This is a genomic window from Mesorhizobium sp., assembly GCF_017306585.1.
Classification (GTDB): Bacteria; Pseudomonadota; Alphaproteobacteria; order Rhizobiales; family Rhizobiaceae; genus Mesorhizobium.
In genome coordinates, this window is sequence record NZ_JAFKIC010000196.1 from 1 (window position 1) to 20,992 (window position 20,992).

The following is a 20,992-nucleotide window of genomic DNA, read 5'->3' on the forward strand; positions in this document are numbered from 1 at the left end:
CAAGGGGGAGGGAGACTTGGCCGGCGCTGATTGTGGCCAATAGTGAGGTTTCGATCCTCAACATGAAGATGGATAGGGCGCGCGGCAGCGTTCCCTCCCCCTTGTGGGGAGGGTTAGGGTGGGGGTCCCCTTCGCAAGAATCCATATGCGATTGCCCTGCCCTTGTGGGGGAGATGTCCGGCAGGACAGAGGGGGGCGCTGTCCCGCCGACCTCTCAGCGCTTACGCACGAGTTCGCAAATACGCCGCCAACGCCACGGCATTGTTGTGCGCCTCATCATGGGCGCCATAGAGCAGCGTCACCTTGCCCTTGCCAAGCAGGGCACGCAGTTCCGTCACGGCGTCGCCATTTCCGTCCAGCTCGGCGCGGTAGCGCTTCTGGAACTCGGCCCAGCGCTCAGGCTCATGCCCGAACCATTTGCGCAGATCATCACTCGGCGCGATGTCTTTCAGCCACAGCGTCAACGCGGCGTCCTTCTTGCGGACGCCGCGCGGCCAGATCCTGTCGACCAGCACCCGCTGCCCGTCGTCGGATCCAGGTGGCTCGTAGATACGCTTCACCACTAGGTCGAAGGCCACGAAACCCTCCGCAAATGCCCTCAGGCCCATTCGCCCTTGCGCATGACCGGCACACGGCTGCCGTCTTTGTTGACGCCATCGATGTCGATCTTGTCCGAGCCGATCATCCAGTCGATATGGATAAAGCTCTTGTTGCCGCCCCGCGCCGCGATCTCGTCCTGGCTGAGCGAAGCGCCGTCGACAAAGCATTTCGAATAGCATTGGCCGAGCGCGATGTGGCAGGCGGCGTTTTCGTCGAACAGCGTGTTGAAGAACAGCAGCCCGCTGGCCGAGATCGGCGAGGAATGCGGCACCAGCGCCACTTCGCCGAGGCGGCGCGACCCTTCGTCGGTATCGAGCACCTTCTTCAGCACGTCTTCGCCCTTGGAGGCCTTGGCCTCGACGATGCGCCCACCCTCGAAGCGCACCGAAATCTCGTCGATCAGCGTGCCCTGGTAGGACAGCGGTTTGGTCGAGGAGACATGGCCCTCGACCCGCCTGGCGTGCGGCGTCGTGAAGACTTCTTCGGTCGGGATGTTGGGATTGCAGGTGATGCCGTTCTTGGCGGTCGAGGCGCCACCCATCCATTCATGGCCGTCCGCCAGTCCGACCGTCAGGTCGGTGCCGGGGCCAGTGAAATGCAACGCGTGGAAATTGTGGCCGTTCAGCCATTCGGTGCGGCCGCGCAATGCCGCATTGTGCGCCGTCCAGTTGCCGATCGGGTCCTCCACGTCGACGCGCGAGGCGGCGAAGATCGCGTCGGCGAGCTTCGCAACCGCGACATCGTCGGCGTCATCCGGGAACACCTGCTTGGCCCAGGCCAGATCCGGGTAGGCGACGATGTTCCAGTTGATGTCGAAGCCGGTGATCTTCTCCAGCGCCGGCTGGTAGGCCATCGAATTGGCCTTGTTGGCGCGCGCCACCTTCGCCGGGTCCTGCGCCGACAACAGCGAGGGGTCCTCGCCGCGCACGGCAAGCCGCGCCGCATTGTTGGAGAAGGCCTTGGCCATACCTTCATAGAGCCAGCCGGCGGCGCGATCGAAACCGGCATCGGCGCCATAGCGGAAGCGTGCCAGCGTGATCTCGTCATCGTTGAAGATCGGCGTCACCAGCCCGGCGCCGGCCTTGTAGGCATGTTCGACGATGCGCCTGGTGAGCGGCAATGCCGCGATCGACGAGGTCAGCACCAGATCCTGCCCGGGCTGGAGTTGCAATCCGACCTTGATGGCGACTTCCGCCAGCCTGTCGAGCTTCACCGGGTCGATCGTTGCGGAAACGCCGCGCGAATGTGTGGTCATGATCCTGCCTGCCGTAGTTTGATGTCCGTGTCACCATAGACCGGCACCCCGGTGCTTTCCACCGCGATCGCTTCTGGGGTGCCCGTGGCGACCGATCCGAATTGCGCCATCGTCGCCTCGATCTCTTCCCTGATCCAGGCTTTGAAGTTCCGGACCTTGCGGCTCTCGGCCTTGGTGGCCGAGGTCACCAGCCAGTATCCGAGCCCGCTCTGGGCGCGGATTCCGAAGGGGGCTACAAGCCGTCCGTCGGCCAGCGCGTCCGCCGCCAGCAACTGCCAGCCCAGCATCACGCCATGGCCGGCGATCGCCGATTCCAGACATAGCATCGGATCGGTAAACCGTGCGCCTTTCTGGAAGGTGACCGGCGGGACGCCGGCGGCCGCGAACCAGCTTTCCCAGTTGATCATGGCGCGCTCATCGGTGATGGCGCAGGTCTGGGAGAGATCGCCGATCGAGTTCAGTTTTCGTGCAATTCTGGGCGCGCAGACGGGAAAAACCTCCTGTGCCAGAAGCAGCTCCGCCTTGCCGCCCGGCCATTTGCCGTCGCCAAGCCGGATGGCGATGTCGATGTCGGAGTGATCGAGATTGGCGAGCCGCACCGAGGCGTCGATGCGCAGCAGCACGTTGGGATGGCGGTCAAAATGGCGTGACAGCCTGGGCAGCAGCCATTTCGAAGCGAAGGCAGGTGCCGCCGAAACCACCAGCGTGCACTGGGTTGCCTCATCGGCCAATGCCACAGCCTGTGCGAGTTCGCGAAACCCCGCGCCGAGACGGGCCGAAAAGACCGTGCCGAATTCGGTCAGGACGAGACCGCTCGCCGTGCGCTCGAACAGCGCCTGGCCGAGCTGTTTTTCGGTGCGGCTGATCTGCTGGCTGACGGCGCTGACCGAGACGTTGAGTTCGCCGGCCGCTGCCGCCAGCGAGCCCAGGCGAGCGACGGCCTCGACCGCCCGAAGGCCGTTGAGATGAACGCGATTGAGCATGGTCATTTGAGATTTTCTAAACCGATCCGGCTGAAATCTCAATTGAAAGACGCGGCCGGACGGCGGATTTTAAGGATGGGAGACAGACCTGCGGAGCCGGGCCATGCTGAGGATGTTGACGTCACTGAAAGTCCTGTTCGCGGCCGGTTCGTCGGATGAGACAAAATCAGATATCGACGCGACGCGGTGGCTGACCGATCCGCTCTCGCACCCCGTCCTGAACACGATGTCGGAACGCGAACTCGGCGATGTGCCGTTCCGGCTGACGGCGCGGCGCACAGTGTACGAGACGGCTTCGCTGCATGCCGGTTTTGGCGGGCGCTGCTAGCGTCAGGCTTCTGCTCCCATAAGCTGGCCATTGCGGCGCGCTGGCCCAACGGAAGGCGGATTGTTTCGGCGGCGCGCGCACTTATTGTGCGCTGCAATGACGCCGACCAACTCCACAGCGCTGCGCTACGCCTTCGCCGGCATGGTCGCCATGGCCGTGGCGATGGGTATTGGCCGTTTCGTCTATACGCCGATCCTGCCGGGCATGATGGAGGAATTGCATCTGTCGCCGGCCAATGCCGGCTGGATCGCGTCGGCCAACTATCTCGGTTATCTCGTTGGCGCGCTGGTCGCGGCGGGCGGCTGGGCGCACAGACGGGAACGTGTGCTGATGCTGGCCGGTCTCGGCGCCAGCACCGTCCTTGTCGCGCTGATGGGACTGTCCGACACCATGGTCGCCTTTCTCGCCATCCGCTTCCTGGCTGGTCTGGCGAGCGCCTTCGTCATGGTGTTCATGGCCAGCATCGTGTTTAGCCACATTGCCGCTGCCGGCCGTGGCGACCTGCAGGCCTGGCATTTCGGCGGGGTCGGCCTCGGCATTGCCACCTCCGCGGTGATGATGGCGTTGCTGGTCACCGAACATGCCGGCTGGGCGTCGGGTTGGTTGTGGTCGGCGGCGATTTCCGCGGTCGGCTTCGTCGTCGTCGCGCTGTTGGTCAACGAGGGGCCGATCGCCTATGGCGAGGACGCCCGCGAGGCGGCGCTGCCGAGAAACCGCGCGCTGACAAAGGTAATCCTTGCCTATGGCCTGTTCGGTTTCGGCTATGTGGTGACGGCGACATTCCTGGTCGCCATTGTCCGGCAAGGCGGCGGCAGCCGGGTCTTCGAAGCGATGGTGTGGATGGTGGCCGGCCTCGCCGGTTTCCCTTCCGTCTGGCTGTGGCAGAAGATAGCGGCGCGGACCGGGCTCTATGCTGCCTATGCGCTGAGCTGCTTCGTCGAAGTCGTCGGCGTCACCGCCAGCGTGGCGCTTGGTGGTTATGTGGGGCCGCTGCTTGGCGGCCTGCTGCTCGGCGGCACCTTCATCGCCATCACCGCGCTCGGCTTGCAGGCCGCCCGCCAGCAGGCCCCAGGGGCGCCCCGGCGCGTCTTTGCCCTGATGACGGCCTCGTTCGGCCTTGGCCAGATCATCGGCCCGGTCGTCGCCGGCCTGCTCGCTCAGGCATCGGGCGATTTCTTCCTTGCCTCGATCGTCGCCGCGGCCATGCTGGTCCTCTCCGGCGTCATCACATGGTCGGCCGCGCCAAAATCGCCATGATTTGTGGTCTTGCTCGGCATCGGGCATCGGGCAGGCATTTTCTTTCCCCCTAATGTGTGACTTTATGCCCGCTGAACCCAGCTGATTTGCGCACAGATCGAGGAATTCGCCACAGTGTTCGTATCCTTCTTCCCGCAGCCGAAGCTCTTCTTTTCTTCGGCCGCCATCTGGAGCCTTGCGGCGATCCTTTTCTGGTTTTTCGGCGGCGAGCAACTGGGCGCCGTCTTCGGGCTTCCGCCGGCCGCCGCCGGTGCGCCACCGATCATCGGCATCGCCGTTCTCGTGTCGAAGCCGTTCCTGTGGTTCTACATCTATTTCGCGCTCTGCGTGGGCATCTTCTACGCGTTCTGGAGCTGGTATTCGCCGCATCCGTGGCAGCGTTGGTCGATCCTGATGACCGCGGTCATCCTGTTCTTCATCTATTTCAACGTTCAGGTCAGTGTCGCGGTCAACGCCTGGTACGGGCCTTTCTTCGACTATGTGCAAGGGCTGATGTCGGGGACGGGAAAATCGACCAACGGCGAATTCTACACCGGACTGGCCGACTTCTCATGGCTCGCGCTGGTCGGCATGAACGTTCAGGTCGTCAATGCCTTCATCGTCAGCCATTGGATCTTCCGCTGGCGCACCGCGATGAACAATTATTTCATCGAGAACTGGGGCCGGCTGCGCCATATCGAGGGTGCCTCGCAGCGTATCCAGGAAGACACGATGCGGTTCTCGCAGATCATGGAGGATCTGGGCTCCAGCTTTGTCCAGTCGATCATGACCTTGATCGCCTTCCTGCCGGTCATGATCCAGCTGCAGGTCCATATCAGCGAATTGCCGATCGTCGGCGCGATACCGCAGCCACTGGTGGTCGCCGCGCTTGCCTGGTGTCTGTTCGGCACGGTCTCGGTGATGATCGCCGGCCTGAAGCTGCCAGGGCTGCAGTTCCGCAACCAGCGCGTCGAAGCGGCTTACCGCAAGGAACTGGTCTATGGCGAGGATCATGCGGACAGGGCGCAGCCGGCCACGACAGCCGAACTGTTCGCCAATGTCCGGCACAATTATTTCAGGCTCTATTTCCACTACATCTATTTCAACGTCGTCCGGTACACCTACCTGCAGGCCGACAACATCTTCTCGCTGCTGATTCTCGGCCCGTCGCTGGTCGCGCACAAGATAACCTTCGGTGCCCTGAATCAGATCTCGAACGCCTTCGGCAAGGTGACGGGCTCGCTGCAGTTCCTGCTCACCTCGTGGTCGACGATCGTCGAGCTGCAATCGGTTCACAAGCGCCTGCGTGCCTTCGAGGCGACACTGCTGGGCGAACCGCTGCCCGAGATCGACCAGCGTTATCTGGCAAGGCAGGGCGCGGAGGATCCGGCGTAAGCCGAGGCTCGGGCCTTACGCGAGGCGGATCGGCGGATCAGCCGCCGACCGTTGCCTGCTTCCGGCCGGCATTCTGCCGTTCGACATAGTCGCGAAAACTGATGCATTCGACGTCCGCCTTGACACAGACCTCGCCGGCGAAGCGCTCCAGCGCGTTCCAGTAGGCACCGTCATTCATCAGCGTGAAGTGGAAGCCGAGCTCCAGCGGAATGCGCTTGCCCTGGTATTGCGCGTCGAAGGCGGCGCGAAACGCCTGGTACGTGCGATCAGCGAACTCACCGGCCTTGCTTGGCCGTTCGAAGCCGCCGGAATGCCTGACGTAGAGATTGTAGTCCATGGCGATCACCAGCCGCGACTTCGGACCTTCGGGTATCTGCGGCAGTGAAAAGCGGGTGATGCCGTCGATGGTCGGCGGCAGGGCAGGGCCTTTCGAAACGCCGCTGGCGTCGAACGCATAGCCGGCCGCCTCCAGGGCTTCGTAAAGCCCCTTGCCGGTCGACAGATATGGTGCGCGGAAGCCAACCACCGCATGCCGCGCGAAATCGCGCCAGCCCTTCGGCTCTGAGGTAATGCCGTTGATCGTGTAGGCGTTCTCCAGAATATGCTCGAACGAGGCGAACTCTTTCAGCCAGTCGGCCTTCGTCCAGTCCTTGCCGTCGAAATGGCCGCAGGCATGGCTGGCGATATCGTGGCCCTCGGATGCGGCAAGCCCGATCTGCTCGAGCCGGCCGGCCACTTCCTGCCTGGAGGCGGCAAAGCCGATATTCGATTTGCCCGCCGTCTTGCCCGGTGCTGTGTATTCCCCTCGGGTCTCCGGCGACAGCAGGAAGACGCAGGACAGGAAATAGGTGAAATGCGCACCGGTGCGCTGTGCCAGCGCCCGGCTTCGCTTCCACTGCGGAATGTCGCGCGCGCTGTCGAACGAGATGATGACGATCTGTTTCGGTTTTGCCGCGGCCGGCGGCGCGGGCGGGTCGGCGAGAGCCGCGCCGGCGGCGGCGGGCAAGGCAACTGACAGGGCGATAACGCGGTACAGGTCGTGTATCGGCAAACTTGCAGGCTCCAGGCGATCAGAAAGCCGGCTATCGCCTAAATGTGGCGTGGGTGCGATTGTACTTTCCGCTGGTTTCCCCGGAGCAAACATCCATTTGCCCTCGGGGAATGGGTGATTTTCCCGTGGAACCCCTTCCATGCCGACAAAATTTCGCTAAAACGCGGGCTCATGAACCGCCCTGGCTTGGGGCAGGAATGGTTTTGATTGATGTCCGACGATAGTTTCATCCGCGAAGTCAACGACGAGATCCGCCGCGAACAGGCGCAGGCGCTGTGGGACCGATTTGGTCCGGCGCTGCTTGCCATCGCGGTGCTCGTGGTGCTCGGCACCGCCGCCTTCGTCGGCTACCGCTACTGGGACGAGACTCGCGCCAACCGCTCCGGCGATGCTTTCTCCCAGGCGCTGAAACTCGCCAATGACGGCAAGAACGACGAGGCGCTGGCCGCGCTCGATCAGCTGGAGAAGGATGGCTACGGCGCCTATCCGCTGCTTGCCCGCATGCGTGCCGCCACCGTCAAGGCCAGCAAGGGCGACGTCGCCGCTGCCGTGAAGGATTTCGACGATGTCGCCGCCGACACCGCCATTCCACAGGGAATTCGAGACATGGCGCGGCTGAGAGCAGCGCTCCTGCTCGTCGACCACGGCTCCTTCGCCGACGTCTCGAGCCGCGTCGAGGCGCTGACCTCGGACACCAACACGCTGCGTCACACCGCGCGCGAGGCGCTCGGCCTCGCGGCCTGGAAGGAAGGCAAGACGCAGGACGCGCTGAAGCTGTTCGACCAGATTGCCGCAGATGACGGCGCCCCGCGCAACGCGCGCGAGCGGGCGACCTTGATGTCCGAGCTGATCCGCGGCTCGGGCAACGCGTCGTAAAATGCATGTCGCCCAAAAGTGTGCAGCGGTTTTGGGACAACGACATGCATGATTGTAGGTCGGTATGAGCTTCAAAGTCGCCATCATCGGCCGGCCTAACGTCGGCAAATCGACTCTTTTCAATCGGCTGGTGGGAAAGAAGCTGGCGCTTGTTGACGACACGCCGGGCGTGACGCGCGACCGGCGTGTTCATGCCGCCAAGCTTTACGACCTCCATTTCGATGTCATCGACACGGCCGGCTTCGAGGATGCCAGCGCCTCGACGCTGCCTGGCCGCATGCGGGCCCAGACCGAGATCGCCATCCGCGAGGCGGATCTGATCTTCTTCACCATCGATGCCAAGTCCGGCCTGCTGCCGGACGACAGGACCTTTGCCGAGGTCGTGCGCAAATCCGGCAAGCCGGTTGTGCTGGTCGCCAACAAGGCCGAGGCGCGCGGCGCCCAGGGCGGCATGCTGGAGGCCTGGGAACTCGGTCTTGGCGAGCCGATCCCGGTCTCGGCCGAACACGGCCAGGGCATGCCCGACCTGCGCGATGCTGTGGTGGCGGCGCTGGGTGAGGACCGTGTCTTCGGCGAAGGGGATGAAGACGACGAGGAAATCGCCGCCAGCGAAGTGCTGATCGGCGAGGATATTGCCGACCCTGATGCCGAGGACGTCCCGGCCTATGACGACACCAAGCCGATGCGCATCGCCGTCGTCGGCCGGCCAAATGCCGGCAAGTCGACGATGATCAATGCGCTGATCGGCGAGGAGCGTCTGCTGACGGGTCCGGAAGCCGGCATCACTCGTGATTCGATTTCCGTCGACTGGGACTGGCGCGGCCGCCGCATAAAACTCTTCGACACGGCCGGCATGCGCCGCAAGGCCAGAATCCACGAGAAGCTCGAAGTGATGTCGGTGCAGGACGGTCTGCGCGCCATCCGCTTCGCCGAGATCGTCATCATCGTGCTCGATGCGACCATTCCCTTCGAGAAGCAGGATCTGCAGATCGCCGACCTGATCATCCGCGAGGGGCGGGCGCCGGTAATCGCCTTCAACAAATGGGATTTGATCGACAATCCGCAGGAAATGCTTGCGGAACTGCGTGAGAAGACCGAGCGGCTGCTGCCGCAGGTCCGCGGCATCCAGGCCGTGCCGGTTTCGGCGGAGACCGGGCGCGGCCTCGACAAGCTGATGGATGCCGTGTTGAAGACCCACAAGGTCTGGAACAGCCGCGTCTCGACCGGCAGGCTCAACCGCTGGCTGGAGGCCATCCTTGCCCACCATCCGCCGCCCGCCGTCGCCGGGCGCCGGCTGAAGGTCAAATATGTCACCCAGGCCAAGACACGGCCGCCGGGTTTCGTGGTCCAGTGCTCGCGGCCGGAAGCAATGCCGCAAAGCTACGTCCGCTATCTCTCCAACAGCCTGCGTGAAGCCTTCGACCTGCCGGGCGTGCCGATCCGCATGGCGTTGCGCACCTCGGACAATCCATTCGCTGGCCGGGCCAAGAAGCGCTGAGCAGCAGAGCCCGGCGTCCGCTCGTTACGCCACGTTGCGCAGTTGGCCCCGCACCGCCTCCAGCAGAATGTCGGCAAGCCGCGCCGCGACGGGATCGAGCTCGGCGTCCTTCTGATGCAGATGCAGCGCCATTTTCGGCAGTGCTGGCAGGCCGAGCAGTCCAGGCGCGAGCGCCCTGACATTGGCGGGCAGGCCGATATCGGTGCGGATCGTCAAACCGAGACCGGCCGCGACCGCCGCCCATATGCCGCTAAGGCTAGGGCTGGAGAACGCCATGCGCCAGGCAAGCCCGGCACGGTCCAGCGTCTCGGTCGCGACCGTGCGCAGCAGGCAAGGGGCTTCGAACATCACCAGCGGCAGAGCCTCATCGTGGTGGCGACCTGCCTCCATCGGTTTCGCCGGGCCTATCCAGCGCGACTGCACGTCGCCGATATGCCGGCTGTATGGCAGCATTCTGCCGTCGTGCCAGGCGAGCGCCATGTCGAGGTTGCCGGAAAGGACGCGCTCGGCAAGCTCATGGCTGCGCCCGATGCGCGCCTCGATCCGCACCTTGGGATGGGCGCGGGCAAAGCGCCCGAGCACGTCAGGCAGCACCGCTTCGCCGAAATCCTCCTGCAGGCCGAGCCGTACCCAGCCTTCCAGTTCGACGCCGCGGGTGGCCGAGGCCGCTTCGTCATTAAGCTCGATCAGCCGCCGCGCGTAACCCAGCATCGTCTCGCCGGCTTCGGTGAGCGCGAGGCCGCGCCCGGCCTTGCGGAAGATCGGTGTATCGGCCTGCTCCTCCAGTTTCTTCAACTGCGCGCTGACGGCCGAGGTCGAGCGGCCGAGCCGCTCGGCCGCCTTGGCGAAGCTGCCGAGCTCCATTCCGGTGATGAAGGTCCGGAGGACGTCGAGGTCGAATGTGACGCGTCGCATGGAATTGTTCCAATTTTCAGGATTATAGATCAAAAAAATCCTGATTTTATGGATTAAGCTATGAGGCTACACCACTCCCGTCAAGGCCAGTCGACCGGCGTCACGGGAATGGATCGATGTCTGCCATAGTCACGCGCAACGATTGCCAATCATCAGGGCAAGGCGCCGTCGGCGCTGCTGATGGCCGGGCCTTCGGACCCAACCACCGCTGGAAAGTCCTGGGCATCGGTGTCGCCGCTAATGCCGGGTTTTCGGCGACTTTCTCCGGCATACCGGCAACGGCGGTCGTGCTCCGCCAGGGCTATCAACTGAGCAATGCCCAACTCGGCGTGGCGCTTGGTCTTCTGGGGCTGGGCGTGGCGCTCAGCGAATTGCCCTGGGGGCTGCTGACCGACCGGTGGGGCGATCGCCGGGTGCTGCTGATCGGGCTCGGCGCGACCGCTGCGTGGCTGCTGGCCATGGCGATGTTCGTCGTGCCGACCAGATCAGGCATTCCCGACGTCTCGCTGCTGTCGGCGAGCCTGCTGCTCACCGGCCTGCTCGGCGGCAGTGTCAACGGATCGAGCGGCCGCGCCATCATGGCCTGGTTCCGCGACAGCGAGCGCGGCTTTGCCATGAGCATCAGACAGACCGCCGTGCCGCTTGGCGGGGGCCTTGGCGCGCTCGTCCTACCTTCGCTCGCCCTGACGTTTGGTTTTGCCGCGGTGTTCGGCCTGTTGGCTGCCGCTTCCGCTGTCTCCGCCTTGTTCGCCTGGCGCTGGCTGCACGAACCGCCGACGGGGGAGGGGCACTCCGTTTCGGCGGCCGTTTCCGGCCCGCCGCCATTGCGCAACATCGAGGTCTGGCGCATCTCCACCGCCATCGGCCTGCTCTGCTTCCCGCAGGTCGCGGTGCTCACCTTCGCGTCGGTGTTCCTGCATGACTTCGCCGGGCTGGGGACGGCGTCGATCAGCGCCAGCCTTGCCGCCGTGCAGACCGGCGCCATGGTCATGCGCGTCTGGAGCGGCCGCTTCACCGACCGCCACGGCAATCGCCGCCAGTTTCTTCGCCTGTGCAGTGGGCTGAGCGGATTGGCCTTCGCCCTGCTTTGGCTGCTGGTCGTGGCCGGCCCCGCAATTTCCGGCGGCCAGTTCTTCCTGGTTGCAATCCTGCCCGTCGTGCTGGTCGTCGCGGGCATCTGCGTCTCCGCCTGGCACGGCGTCGCCTATACCGAACTTGCCACGCTGGCCGGCGCCGGCCATGTCGGAACCGCGCTCAGCCTCGCCAACAGCTTCGTTTTCGTCGGCTTCTTCCTCGTGCCGGTGGCCATTCCCGGGCTCCTGCATCTCTGGTCATGGTCCGGTGTGTGGCTGTCCGCGGCCGTCTGCGCGCTGGCCGCCCGGCCGATCTTCCTGCCGCCGGTTCAAACCCTTCCGCCGCGAAATGCATGACCAGGGAACCCGCGACCATGAGCCGACTGAGAAAACCCGATCGGTTCCGTTAACGTCCCATCAAGGTTAATGCATCATTTTCTCTCCAGTGGGGTCAGTAGCGTTCCTGGAGAGAGTTCCGTGCATCGACGCGTCTTGAAGCGGCTTGTCGCCGCCGCCGGTGAGAAGAAACGCAATTTTGTGTCTCCGTTCATCATCGGCCTAGGCATCTGGATCGGCTTTCCGACCGTCGCCGCCTACCAGGACATGACAAGCCTGGTTTCCGGCCTTGAAGCGCCGACCGCGCGCTGGAATTCCTACGTCGAGAGATCCGTTGCGGGCTCCGTCCATGCCGCCGAGATGCCGTTCGTCGATTCCGGCACCACCGGTTCGATCTCGGGTTCCGGAGTGAAGCTTCCCGGCATCGGCGCGGTGTCGTTCCGCGGCAAGGGCGGCAAGGCCAGCGCCACGCCGGACGAGGACCGGATCGTGCGTGCCGACAAGAAGGGCCGCATCGTCCAGGTGTCTCCCGTGGCGCCGCCCAAGAACTTCAATGCCGGATCGATCTTCGAACGGACCTCTTCCCTGATGCGGCCCAGCATGGACGGCGATCTGAAGATGGCCTTCGCCAAGCCCCAGATCAAAGGCAAGGAAATCCAGATCGCTTCGGCATTCCATGCGCGCGAGGACAAGAAGCCGGATCCCGGCGTGCCGGCCATGCTCGCCGCTCTGGTCAACAACGATCATCCCGATGTGCTGGCGACGGCCTATGCGCAATCCGAGCCCGACTATGCCAAGGCCTCGCCCTTCGAGGTCCTGCTGCAGGACGAGCAGCCCAACAGCGGCCGCTTCATTCCGCCAATGGCCAAGGGTGATCACTGGTGGATCCAGAACCCGCTTCCGGCGAGCGTCTTCTCCAAGCCCGAGCAGAAGTGCCTGGCCAACGGCATCTATTTCGAGGCGCGTGGCGAATCCGTGCGCGGCCAGGCCGCTGTCGCCCAGGTCATCCTCAACCGCGTCCGCAACCCCGCTTATCCCAATTCGATCTGCGGCGTCGTTTACCAGAACGACAGCTGGTTCAACCGTTGCCAGTTTTCGTTTGCCTGCGACGGCAGGAAGAAGCGCATCGACAATCCTGTCGCCTACAAGACGGCGCAGGACATCGCCATGGCCGTCACCGCCGGCAAGATCTTCATTCCGGAGGTCGGATCCTCGACACACTATTACGCCCAATACGTCCATCCCGGCTGGGCGCGCACGATGCAGAAGATGACCAAGATCGGCTTGCATATCTTCTACCGCACCTATGGCGGCGGCTGGAGCTGAGGGCCTGTCGGCCGCCGGTCTTTTGAAGCGCCTTGCTCGCCGATCGACGGGCCATTGCTGCGGGGATTCGCGCGGCACATCCCCATCCTAGCGACGGGCACGATGTCGCACCTTTATAAGGTATTGATTTTATTATATAAAATACATGGCATTGAACTTCCGCCCGTGGCTTGACGGGCGCAAACCCTCTAACTATGTTGCCGGCGACTTTAGAAGCGGACGGACGGTGACGGTCTGACCGGGCAGGGGGGTTGCGATGGCCAATAAAAACAGGCCAGACGGAACCGGAGAAACCGGCCGCGGCAATCAGCATGACGCCGAAATCCGCGATGACGATCTTGAGCGACGTCGGCGTGAACTTGAAGCATCGCTTGCGACAAGGCTGCCGAACCGGCTCGAGGGGAAAGACGCGAAACCGGTGACCGGATACGGTCAGGCACTCAAGCTGTCCAGCGAGTTCATCGCCGGGATAGTGGTGGGTGTGGGCCTTGGCTGGTTTTTGGATCGCGTGGCGGGAACATCGCCATGGGGTCTGATCATCGGCGTGATGCTTGGATTTGGTGCCGCCATCCTCAATGTCCTGCGTTCGGCAGGTGTTGTGGCGGAATTCGGACAGGGCGGTAAACCGCGCGAACCGAAAGAATGAACTGAGGCGCTGCTACAGGCGCTGTGAACAAGACACTAGAAGCCGTGTTCGGCTTTGACGGGGATGTAAAGTGGCTGCTGACAAGGTCGATCCGATCCACCAGTTCCATATCATCAAGCTGATTCCGATCAAGATCGGCAGCTATGACGTGTCTTTCACAAATTCGGCATTGTTCATGGTCGCGACCGTAATCGTCGCGGCAGCGTTCCTCTATCTCACCACGTCGAGCCGCAGCCTTGTTCCCGGCCGGCTTCAGTCGGTCTCCGAAATGGCTTACGAGTTCGTCGGCAACATGTTGCGCGACGCCGCCGGCACGCAAGGCATGCGGTTCTTCCCGCTGGTGTTTTCGCTGTTCATGTTCGTGCTGGTCGCCAATCTGCTTGGCCTGATCCCTTATTTCTTCACCATCACCAGCCACATCATCGTCACCTTCGGTCTTGCCATCCTGGTGATCGGAACCGTGATCGTCTACGGTTTCATGAAGCATGGCCTGGGCTTCCTCAAGCTGTTCGTGCCGCACGGCGTGCCGATTTACCTGATGCCGCTCGTCGTGGCGATCGAGGTGATTTCCTTCGTATCGCGCCCGGTCAGCCTCTCGGTTCGTCTGTTCGCCAACATGCTGGCCGGCCACATCACGCTGAAAGTGTTTTCGGGGTTCGTCGTCAGCCTCAGCGCTCTGGGCGCCGTAGGCATCGCGGGCTCGGTGCTGCCGCTTGCCATGGCAGTGGCGCTGACGGCGCTCGAGTTGCTCGTCGCCTTCCTGCAAGCCTACGTCTTTGCGGTGCTGACCTGCATGTATCTGAACGACGCTCTGCACCCGAGCCACTGATCCGCTTTCACCGGCGTCCCGGCGCCAGTTTGCTTACCAACATACCAACCGCAACGACTACGAAAACCACAGGAGTTTTGAAATGGACGCAACTGCAGCAGCTGCAATCGGCGCTGGTATCGCCTGCATCGGCATGGGCGGCGCGGGCATCGGCCTCGGCAACATCTTCGGCAGCTATCTCTCGGGCGCGCTGCGCAACCCGTCGGCTGCCGATGGCCAGTTCGGCCGTCTGATCTTCGGCTTCGCCGTGACCGAAGCTCTGGGCATCTTCTCGCTCCTGATCGCACTCCTCCTGGTGTTCAAGTAAGCAACACAGGCTGACGAAGGGAGGCGCATCATGCGACCTTACCTTATGGACAGGGGAATGAGATGTTCGTGACATCTGCCTTTGCGGAAGAGACCGCGCCCGCCGCGACGGAAGGCGACACGCATTCCAGCACCGGCGTGCCAGCCGAGGCGCACGGTACGTTCCCGCCATTCGATCCGGCGACGTTCCCGTCGCAGCTTCTGTGGCTGGCGATCACCTTCGGCCTGTTCTACCTGTTCCTGAAGCGGGTGGCGATGCCGCGTCTTGGCGGCATCATCGATGTTCGCAACGATCGTATCAGCAAGGATCTCGATCAGGCGAGCAAGTTGAAGGGCGAGGCCGACGCTGCCGTTGCTGCTTACGAGCAGGAGCTGGCGGAGGCCAAGAAGAACGCGAACTCGATCGGTCAGCAGGCCAGCGACGCGGCCAAGGCGGAAGCCGAGACCACGCGCAAGAAGATCGAGGCCGAGCTCGACGCGAAACTGGGCGAGGCCGAGGCGCGCATTTCTTCCATCAAGGCCAATGCCATGAAGGAAGTCGGCAGCATCGCCGAGGACACCGCTTCTTCGATCGTCGAGGCTCTGGTTGGCGGCAAGGCCAGCAAGACCGAGGTCGCGGCCGCGGTCAAATCAGTGGCCCGGTGAGGAGCGCATCATGGACGCTACATCTCTCGCAACGCTTTGGGCCACGATTGCTCTGGTCATCTTCATCGGCGTCGCCATCTACATCAAGGTGCCGGGCCTGATCGCCAAGGCGCTGGATGCCCGCGCCGCCAGGATCAGCAACGAGCTCGATGAGGCGCGCAAGCTGCGCGACGAGGCCCAGCAACTGCTTGGCCAGTATCAGAAGAAGCGCAAGGAAGCCGAGCAGGAGGCCGCTGCGATCGTCGCCGCCGCCAAGCGCGAAGCCGAGATGCTCGCCGCCGAGGCGCACAAGAAGACCGAGGATTATGTCAGCAGGCGCACCGCGCTGGCCGAACAGAAGATCGGTCAGGCCGAGCGCGACGCGATCAGTGAAGTGCGTGCCAGCGCCGTCGACATCGCGGTCGAGGCGGCCCGCGCGTTGCTCGCCGCCAAGGTCGATGCCAAGGCCGGCGCGGATCTGTTCAAGTCGGCGCTCGCTGACGTGAAGGCGAAGCTCAACTGAGCTGATACTATTCAAAAAGTTCAAAAGCCGCCCGGGCGACCTGGCGGCTTTTTTGTTGTGCAACAGTGGAGGTTGGCGAGGCCAGCGAGAGCGTGATCTCCCTCCTTGAGGGGGAGATGGCCGGCAGGCCAGAGGGGGTCGCAGCGCGTGAAGAGCCGACTTCATCTTCTGGCGTCAAGAAGGCCGTCGAGTCCAGTCGAAACGACCCCCCTCTGTCGCCTTCGGCGACATCTCCCCCCTCGAGGGGGAGACAGCGGCTTCGTCTAGTCCAGCCCCACGAGGCTTTCTTCCTCGATCATCTCGCTCCCGCCCAGCCTGAACGGCGCGAAGGACACCCGATGCAGCCGGGCGACGGGGCCATGCGCCTCGATCGCGGTGCGGTGTCGGGCCGTGGCGTAGCCCATATGGATCTCGAAGCCGTAGCGGTCGTGGTGGTTGCCGCAGCCGCACATCATGCGGTCGCGCATCACCTTGGCGACGATCGAGGCGGCGGCAATCGACTGCGAGCGCTGGTCGCCCTTGATGAGCGCGCGGCCATCGCAAGGCAATCCGGGCGGTACGTCGCGGCCGTCGGCAAGGGCTAGTTTTGGCCGAACGGACAGCCCGACCAAGGCGCGGCGCATAGCCTCGAGACTGGCCTTGAGGATATTGCTGCCGTCAATGCCTTCGGCGCTGATCGAGGCCATCGAAACCGCCTGCGCCGAGCCAAGGATGCGCAGGAACAGCGCCTCACGCTGCAGATGGCTGAGCCGTTTGGAATCGTCGAGGCCCTCGGGAATGTTGGCGGGATCGAGCACCACCGCCGCTGCGACCACTGGTCCCGCCAGAGGGCCTCGGCCAGCCTCGTCCATGCCGGCGACGGGCCACAGCCCTTCGGCCATCGCCTTCGTCTCGACGGAGAAATCGGGCTTCTCGACCATTTCGAAGAGAAGCGGAGAATCGGAACGCGCGCGAGCCATGTTGCGGCGAGGTTCGCATCGGCTCCGATTCTCCGCAAGTCCCTCCGGGTCGGGTGGGGCGCCGGACCGGGAGGGCACCGTCTGCAGGCCGGGGCAGGCCGGACGGGATTTCCTTGCCGTGGCGGATTAAGCCGCAACGGCGAACCGCACTGTCACAGCAGCATCAACTGCTCCTGGTCTTTTCCGGCCGCCACAAACTGGTCGGTCCGCAGCGTGCGTCGCTCGGCATTGAGGCCGAGCCGCTTGGCGGTGATCTCGAAGCGCCGGCCGATCTGCCATGCATAGGGTCCGGCGCCCTTCATGCGCTTGCCCCATTCCGAATCGTAGTCCTTGCCGTCGCGCATCGAACGGATCAGCGACATCACATGGCGATAGCGGTCGGGATAGTGGCGCAGCAGCCAGTCCTTGAAGATCGGGCTGACCTCCAGCGGCAGGCGCAGCACGACATAGCCCGCCTCGCGCGCACCGGCGGCGCGTGCCGAATCGAGGATACGTTCCATCTCCTGGTCGGTAAGCCCCGGAATGATCGGCGCTACCATGACCGACGCCGGAATGCCGGCATCCGAAAGCTGCCGGATGGCTTCGAGCCGTTTGGTCGGCGTCGAGGCGCGCGGCTCCATGGTGCGTGCCAGCATACGGTCCATGGTGGTTACGGACAACGCCACCTTGGCCAGCCCGCGTTCGGCCATGCGAGACAATATGTCGATGTCGCGCGTCACCAGGGCCGACTTGGTGACGATGCCGACGGGATGACCGCGCGCTTCCAGCACTTCGAGGATTTCGCGCATGATCCGGTACTGTTTCTCGATCGGCTGGTAGGGATCGGTGTTGGTGCCAATGGCGATGGTGCGCGGCTGGTAGCCGTCCTTAGACAGTTCCTTGTCGAGCAGGCGCGCCGCATCCGGTTTGGCGAACAGCTTGGATTCGAAATCCAGACCCGGCGAAAGGCCCATGAACGAATGCGTCGGCCGCGCGAAGCAATAGACACAGCCATGTTCGCAACCACGATACGGATTGATCGACCGGTCGAAGGAGATGTCGGGCGATTCGTTGCGGGTGATGATGGTGCGCGGCTTTTCCACCTGCACCTCGGTCTTGAAGGGCGGCAATTCCTCCAGCGAACTCCAGCCGTCGTCGAACACATGCCGGCTGACCGGTTCGAAACGGCCGGACGGATTGATGCCTGCCGAGCGGCCGCGGTTGCGGTCGGGGCGGATGCGCATGCCGCTCTGCTCGATCATCGCATTGGCCATTTCGGCTCGTCCTGCTCCAAAGGCTGCAATGTCAGCGCGCACGATCGGTTCCATCTTCGCCCGCTCCCAGGGACTGTCCATGTTGTATCGAATCGTTCTGTTCATGAAATTATTCCTATTTCCTAGATGAGAACAAATCAAGAACTTTCTATGTTGCGTCGCAAAAACTGGCGTCCCTCGCGCCTTTCCGCTATTCGGCTGATGATGCTCAGTGTTCTCATCGAAACGCACAATGACGAGGAGGGGCTTGCGCGCACGCTCGGCTCGCTGATTGGCGGCGCCGTCGAGGGGGTGGTGCGCGAGGTCGTCGTCTGCGACACCGGCTCCACCGACCAGACGCATCATGTCGCCGAGCATGCCGGCTGCCAGTATGTGGTCAGCGGCGGCATTGCCGCCGGCATAAGACAGGCCAAGGGTGACTGGCTGCTGCTGCTGGAGCCGGGCGCGCGCCTCGTGGAAGGCTGGATCGAGGCGGTCGCGGCCCATACGGCGAGGCAAACCATGGCGGCGCGGTTCTCGCGGACGCGCGGCAGCCGTGCGCCTTTCCTGGCTAGGGTCCTTTCGGGAAACCGGGCGCTGGCCGATGGGCTGGTTATCAGCAAACGCCAGGCGGCGTCCTTGTCGAAGAGCGCCGGCAGCGCCGAGGCGTTGGCGCGCGGCCTGGCGACAAAGAAGCTGGACGCCGAGATCTGGCCGGCGCCGCCAAAACCGGGGCGTCGCTTGGCGAAGTGATTTTTTGCAAGTGCTCCATTCATTGTGCATTGCACAAAATGTGACGTGGGGTTAGCTTTCGATCGAGGCGGGTGAATTGGGTTTGGGTCATAAGAGCGGTGGACACCGATGCGGCATCGGGTGCCGCCCTCGCAGACGAGGACCCGATGAACCTTTCAATCCCAGACAAATCCGGCGCGGCCAGTCTCGAGGCCATAGCGCGCAATGGCAGCCTGTTGCGCCGCATCGCCGTGCGCATCCCGACCTATATGACGGACCTGCGCGAAAACCCGGCCTGGCTGCCGATGTTCGTGCTGGCGCGCACCATGCCCGGGCGGCGCATGCACTGGCTGGGCGCCAAACGCGTCCATCCGGCCAACAATGAGGGCGACACCATGTTCGCCGGTGTCGAGCGCAAGGCGGTGGTCGACGCGCTGCGCTCCGATGGTCTGTTTTCAGGCCTTGTCCTGCCGCCTGCAATCCATGAAGAGATCGCGCGTTTCGCGGAGCGTACCCCCTGCTTCGGCAATTTCGACCGCCGCCTCGAATTCATGCCGCAGGAGCATGCCGAGGCAGAGAAGCGCCTTGGCCGTTCGCTGCTTAGCGGACATTATTTCGAGCGCATCCTCGACTGTCCGGCGGCACTCGCCATCCAGCGCGATCCCCTGCTTCTCGACATCGCCGCGCATTATCTCGGCGCCCAGGCAAAGCTGATCACGACACGCGTCTGGTGGAGCTTCCCGACCGGCGAGGCATCCGATGCCGACAAGAACCTTGCCTCGCTCGGCAAGTATCATTTTGACCTCGACGACTGGCGGATGTTGAAATTCTTCTTCTACCTCGTGCCCGTCGACGCGGGCACGGGTCCACATGTCTATGTCAGGGGCAGCCACAACAGGCGGGCTCTCAGACACCAGTTGACGCTGCTGGTCGGCCATCCCGCCGAGGAGGTGCTGGACGTCTATGGCGAGCAGAGCCCGGTGACGCTGACCGGCGAAGCGGGGCTGGGTTTCGTCGAGGATCCCTTCGGTTTCCACATGGGCACCGTGCCGGCGCGCACGCCGCGGCTGATGATGGAAGTCGGCTTTGGCGTGTCGACGCCCTCGCGCCGGCGCTTCCACGGCGAACCGGTCATCCGCTGAATCGGATCATTCGAAACGCATCTCGACGGGCATCCAGCGGGCGCGGCGTCTGGCCTGCCGCTCCGCGCTGCTTTCCCTGTCGAAATCCACCGCGACGGGCCGTTGATTGAACTGATCGTGGGCGTCCAGGGCGTTGATGATGACAATTGCCCTGGCCTCCTCATCGTCGCCGGCGACAGCGGCGACGTAGACGCCGCAATCCCCGCAGATCAGGTAGTCCGCCGTTCTCAACCCGAACCGGTATTTTCGCAGGCGCGCCGCATCCTTGACCGAGATGGTCAACCTGCCGCCCGGATCGGCAACGGCGCGCGAGCCGTGTTTGACGCAGAACGAACATTGGCAGGCACGGACTTCCATTTCAGGCAATTCGAGCGCGGTGGAAAACCCGAGACGAATGTTGCCGCAATGGCATCCACCGACATGCATGGTCATTGCTTGGGCCTCGTCATGAACGACAGGATCGCAGCACGGGAGGGTAGGGCTCGGACGCCCGGTCTGGAATGGCGTTTCGAAGGCCGTGCCGAAATTCCACCTGGCGAACAGGGCGCCAAACCGGAGTTTTACCTTGGCTTCTACGAAGCCGACTTTCCACGCCGCAGATGCTCGTCCAGGCGTGGCATGATCTCGACGAAATTGCAGGGCATGTGGCGGTAGTCGAGCTGCGCCTTGAGGATACCGTCCCAGGCGTCCTTGCAGGCGCCGGGCGAACCCGGCAGCACGAAGACGAAGGTGGCGTTGACGACGCCGCCGGTCGCGCGGCTCTGGATCGTCGAGGTGCCGATCTTGTCGTAGGAAATGCGGTGGAACACTTCGGAAAAGCCGTCCATGCGCTTTTCGAAGATCGGTTCCAGGGCTTCGGGCGTGACATCGCGCCCGGTGAAGCCGGTGCCGCCCGTGGTGATGACCACATCGATTGCCTTGTCGCGCGACCATGCCAGCACCCTGTCGCGGATTTTTTCGCGGTCGTCGGTGACGATATCGCGGGCGGCAAGGGTATGGCCGGCTTCGACGATGCGATCGGCCAGTGTCTGGCCGGATTTGTCATCGGTCAGGCTGCGCGTATCGGAAACGGTCAGCACCGCGATCCCTACGGGAATGAAGGAACGGCTCTCGTTGATCCCTGCCAT

At 63.6% G+C, this 20,992-nt stretch carries 23 protein-coding genes; 14 read left to right on the forward strand and 9 right to left on the reverse strand.

Annotation, left to right across the window (positions count from 1 at the left end; genetic code table 11):
• Positions 1-221: 221 nt before the first annotated feature.
• From J0I79_RS23980 to J0I79_RS23990, 3 genes are read right to left on the reverse strand one after another with little or no spacing between them, the layout of a single operon-like run.
• Positions 222-578 (reverse strand): DUF488 domain-containing protein, encoded by a 357-nt coding sequence (locus J0I79_RS23980; protein ID WP_292864973.1) that lies wholly within the window; start codon positions 576-578, stop codon positions 222-224.
• Positions 579-598: 20 nt separating this feature from the next.
• The gene (locus tag J0I79_RS23985) at positions 599-1,855 is read right to left on the reverse strand and encodes an aminopeptidase (protein WP_292864976.1); all 1,257 of its coding nucleotides are present in this window, start codon (positions 1,853-1,855) and stop codon (positions 599-601) included.
• Positions 1,852-2,844 carry a LysR substrate-binding domain-containing protein gene (locus J0I79_RS23990; protein ID WP_292864979.1) on the reverse strand — a complete coding sequence of 331 codons (993 nt, stop codon included), beginning with the start codon at positions 2,842-2,844 and terminating at the stop codon, positions 1,852-1,854. The genes J0I79_RS23985 and J0I79_RS23990 overlap by 4 nt, the downstream gene beginning before the upstream one ends.
• Positions 2,845-2,941: 97 nt before the next feature.
• On the opposite strand from J0I79_RS23990, the gene J0I79_RS23995 reads away from it, so the two are divergent.
• The 3 genes from J0I79_RS23995 (at position 2,942) to sbmA (ending at position 5,797) form a co-directional block, all read left to right on the forward strand.
• Positions 2,942-3,166, forward strand: coding sequence for a hypothetical protein (locus J0I79_RS23995; RefSeq protein ID WP_292864982.1), 225 nt, complete (start codon positions 2,942-2,944; stop codon positions 3,164-3,166).
• A 96-nt stretch (positions 3,167-3,262) separates the two neighbouring features.
• The gene (locus J0I79_RS24000; protein WP_292864985.1) at positions 3,263-4,423 is read left to right on the forward strand and encodes a YbfB/YjiJ family MFS transporter; all 1,161 of its coding nucleotides are present in this window, start codon (positions 3,263-3,265) and stop codon (positions 4,421-4,423) included.
• 114 nt (positions 4,424-4,537) lie between these two features.
• Positions 4,538-5,797 carry a peptide antibiotic transporter SbmA gene (sbmA, locus tag J0I79_RS24005; protein WP_292864987.1) on the forward strand — a complete coding sequence of 420 codons (1,260 nt, stop codon included), beginning with the start codon at positions 4,538-4,540 and terminating at the stop codon, positions 5,795-5,797.
• 37 nt (positions 5,798-5,834) lie between these two features.
• Here the strand turns inward: sbmA and J0I79_RS24010 are convergent, their stop codons facing one another.
• Positions 5,835-6,842, reverse strand: a complete 1,008-nt coding sequence (locus tag J0I79_RS24010; protein ID WP_292865051.1) for a polysaccharide deacetylase — start codon at positions 6,840-6,842, stop codon at positions 5,835-5,837.
• A gap of 216 nt (positions 6,843-7,058) precedes the next feature.
• On the opposite strand from J0I79_RS24010, the gene J0I79_RS24015 reads away from it, so the two are divergent.
• Positions 7,059-7,724, forward strand: coding sequence for a tetratricopeptide repeat protein (locus J0I79_RS24015; protein ID WP_292864990.1), 666 nt, complete (start codon positions 7,059-7,061; stop codon positions 7,722-7,724).
• Positions 7,725-7,788: 64 nt separating this feature from the next.
• Positions 7,789-9,222: a ribosome biogenesis GTPase Der gene (gene der, locus J0I79_RS24020; protein WP_292864993.1), complete on the forward strand. Its 1,434-nt coding sequence runs from the start codon at positions 7,789-7,791 to the stop codon at positions 9,220-9,222.
• 24 nt (positions 9,223-9,246) lie between these two features.
• On the opposite strand, the gene J0I79_RS24025 is transcribed toward der, so the two are convergent.
• Positions 9,247-10,137 carry a LysR substrate-binding domain-containing protein gene (locus J0I79_RS24025; protein WP_292864996.1) on the reverse strand — a complete coding sequence of 297 codons (891 nt, stop codon included), beginning with the start codon at positions 10,135-10,137 and terminating at the stop codon, positions 9,247-9,249.
• A gap of 116 nt (positions 10,138-10,253) precedes the next feature.
• Here J0I79_RS24025 and J0I79_RS24030 point away from each other — a divergent pair, with 116 nt between their 5' ends.
• The 7 genes from J0I79_RS24030 to J0I79_RS24060 all read left to right on the forward strand — a co-directional run bounded on the left by J0I79_RS24030 (position 10,254) and on the right by J0I79_RS24060 (position 15,800).
• Positions 10,254-11,567, forward strand: a complete 1,314-nt coding sequence (locus tag J0I79_RS24030; RefSeq protein WP_292864999.1) for an MFS transporter — start codon at positions 10,254-10,256, stop codon at positions 11,565-11,567.
• Between the two features lie 120 nt (positions 11,568-11,687).
• Positions 11,688-12,872, forward strand: coding sequence for a cell wall hydrolase (locus tag J0I79_RS24035; protein ID WP_292865002.1), 1,185 nt, complete (start codon positions 11,688-11,690; stop codon positions 12,870-12,872).
• A 256-nt stretch (positions 12,873-13,128) separates the two neighbouring features.
• Complete coding sequence (locus J0I79_RS24040) at positions 13,129-13,518, forward strand: AtpZ/AtpI family protein (protein ID WP_292865005.1); 390 nt, start codon at positions 13,129-13,131, stop codon at positions 13,516-13,518.
• 70 nt (positions 13,519-13,588) lie between these two features.
• Positions 13,589-14,347 (forward strand): F0F1 ATP synthase subunit A, encoded by a 759-nt coding sequence (locus J0I79_RS24045; RefSeq protein ID WP_292865008.1) that lies wholly within the window; start codon positions 13,589-13,591, stop codon positions 14,345-14,347.
• An 82-nt stretch (positions 14,348-14,429) separates the two neighbouring features.
• Positions 14,430-14,654 (forward strand): F0F1 ATP synthase subunit C, encoded by a 225-nt coding sequence (locus J0I79_RS24050; RefSeq protein ID WP_027164582.1) that lies wholly within the window; start codon positions 14,430-14,432, stop codon positions 14,652-14,654.
• 62 nt (positions 14,655-14,716) lie between these two features.
• The gene (locus J0I79_RS24055; protein WP_292865011.1) at positions 14,717-15,298 is read left to right on the forward strand and encodes a F0F1 ATP synthase subunit B; all 582 of its coding nucleotides are present in this window, start codon (positions 14,717-14,719) and stop codon (positions 15,296-15,298) included.
• 10 nt (positions 15,299-15,308) lie between these two features.
• A complete protein-coding gene (locus J0I79_RS24060; RefSeq protein WP_292865014.1) occupies positions 15,309-15,800 on the forward strand; it encodes a F0F1 ATP synthase subunit B in 492 nt (163 codons plus the stop codon).
• A gap of 263 nt (positions 15,801-16,063) precedes the next feature.
• Here J0I79_RS24060 and J0I79_RS24065 read toward each other — a convergent pair whose 3' ends face one another.
• A complete protein-coding gene (locus J0I79_RS24065) occupies positions 16,064-16,759 on the reverse strand; it encodes a ribonuclease HII (protein WP_292865017.1) in 696 nt (231 codons plus the stop codon).
• Positions 16,760-16,911: 152 nt separating this feature from the next.
• Positions 16,912-18,066: a PA0069 family radical SAM protein gene (locus J0I79_RS24070; RefSeq protein ID WP_292865054.1), complete on the reverse strand. Its 1,155-nt coding sequence runs from the start codon at positions 18,064-18,066 to the stop codon at positions 16,912-16,914.
• Between the two features lie 150 nt (positions 18,067-18,216).
• Here J0I79_RS24070 and J0I79_RS24075 point away from each other — a divergent pair, with 150 nt between their 5' ends.
• Together J0I79_RS24075 and J0I79_RS24080 are read left to right on the forward strand one after the other, a co-directional pair.
• On the forward strand, positions 18,217-18,744 hold the full coding sequence (locus tag J0I79_RS24075) for a glycosyltransferase (protein ID WP_292865057.1): 528 nt from the start codon (positions 18,217-18,219) through the stop codon (positions 18,742-18,744).
• A 146-nt stretch (positions 18,745-18,890) separates the two neighbouring features.
• Positions 18,891-19,865, forward strand: coding sequence for a hypothetical protein (locus tag J0I79_RS24080; protein ID WP_292865021.1), 975 nt, complete (start codon positions 18,891-18,893; stop codon positions 19,863-19,865).
• A 6-nt stretch (positions 19,866-19,871) separates the two neighbouring features.
• Here J0I79_RS24080 and J0I79_RS24085 read toward each other — a convergent pair whose 3' ends face one another.
• Positions 19,872-20,297 carry a hypothetical protein gene (locus tag J0I79_RS24085; protein ID WP_292865024.1) on the reverse strand — a complete coding sequence of 142 codons (426 nt, stop codon included), beginning with the start codon at positions 20,295-20,297 and terminating at the stop codon, positions 19,872-19,874.
• A gap of 140 nt (positions 20,298-20,437) precedes the next feature.
• Positions 20,438-20,992, reverse strand: a complete 555-nt coding sequence (gene moaB, locus J0I79_RS24090; RefSeq protein WP_292865027.1) for a molybdenum cofactor biosynthesis protein B — start codon at positions 20,990-20,992, stop codon at positions 20,438-20,440.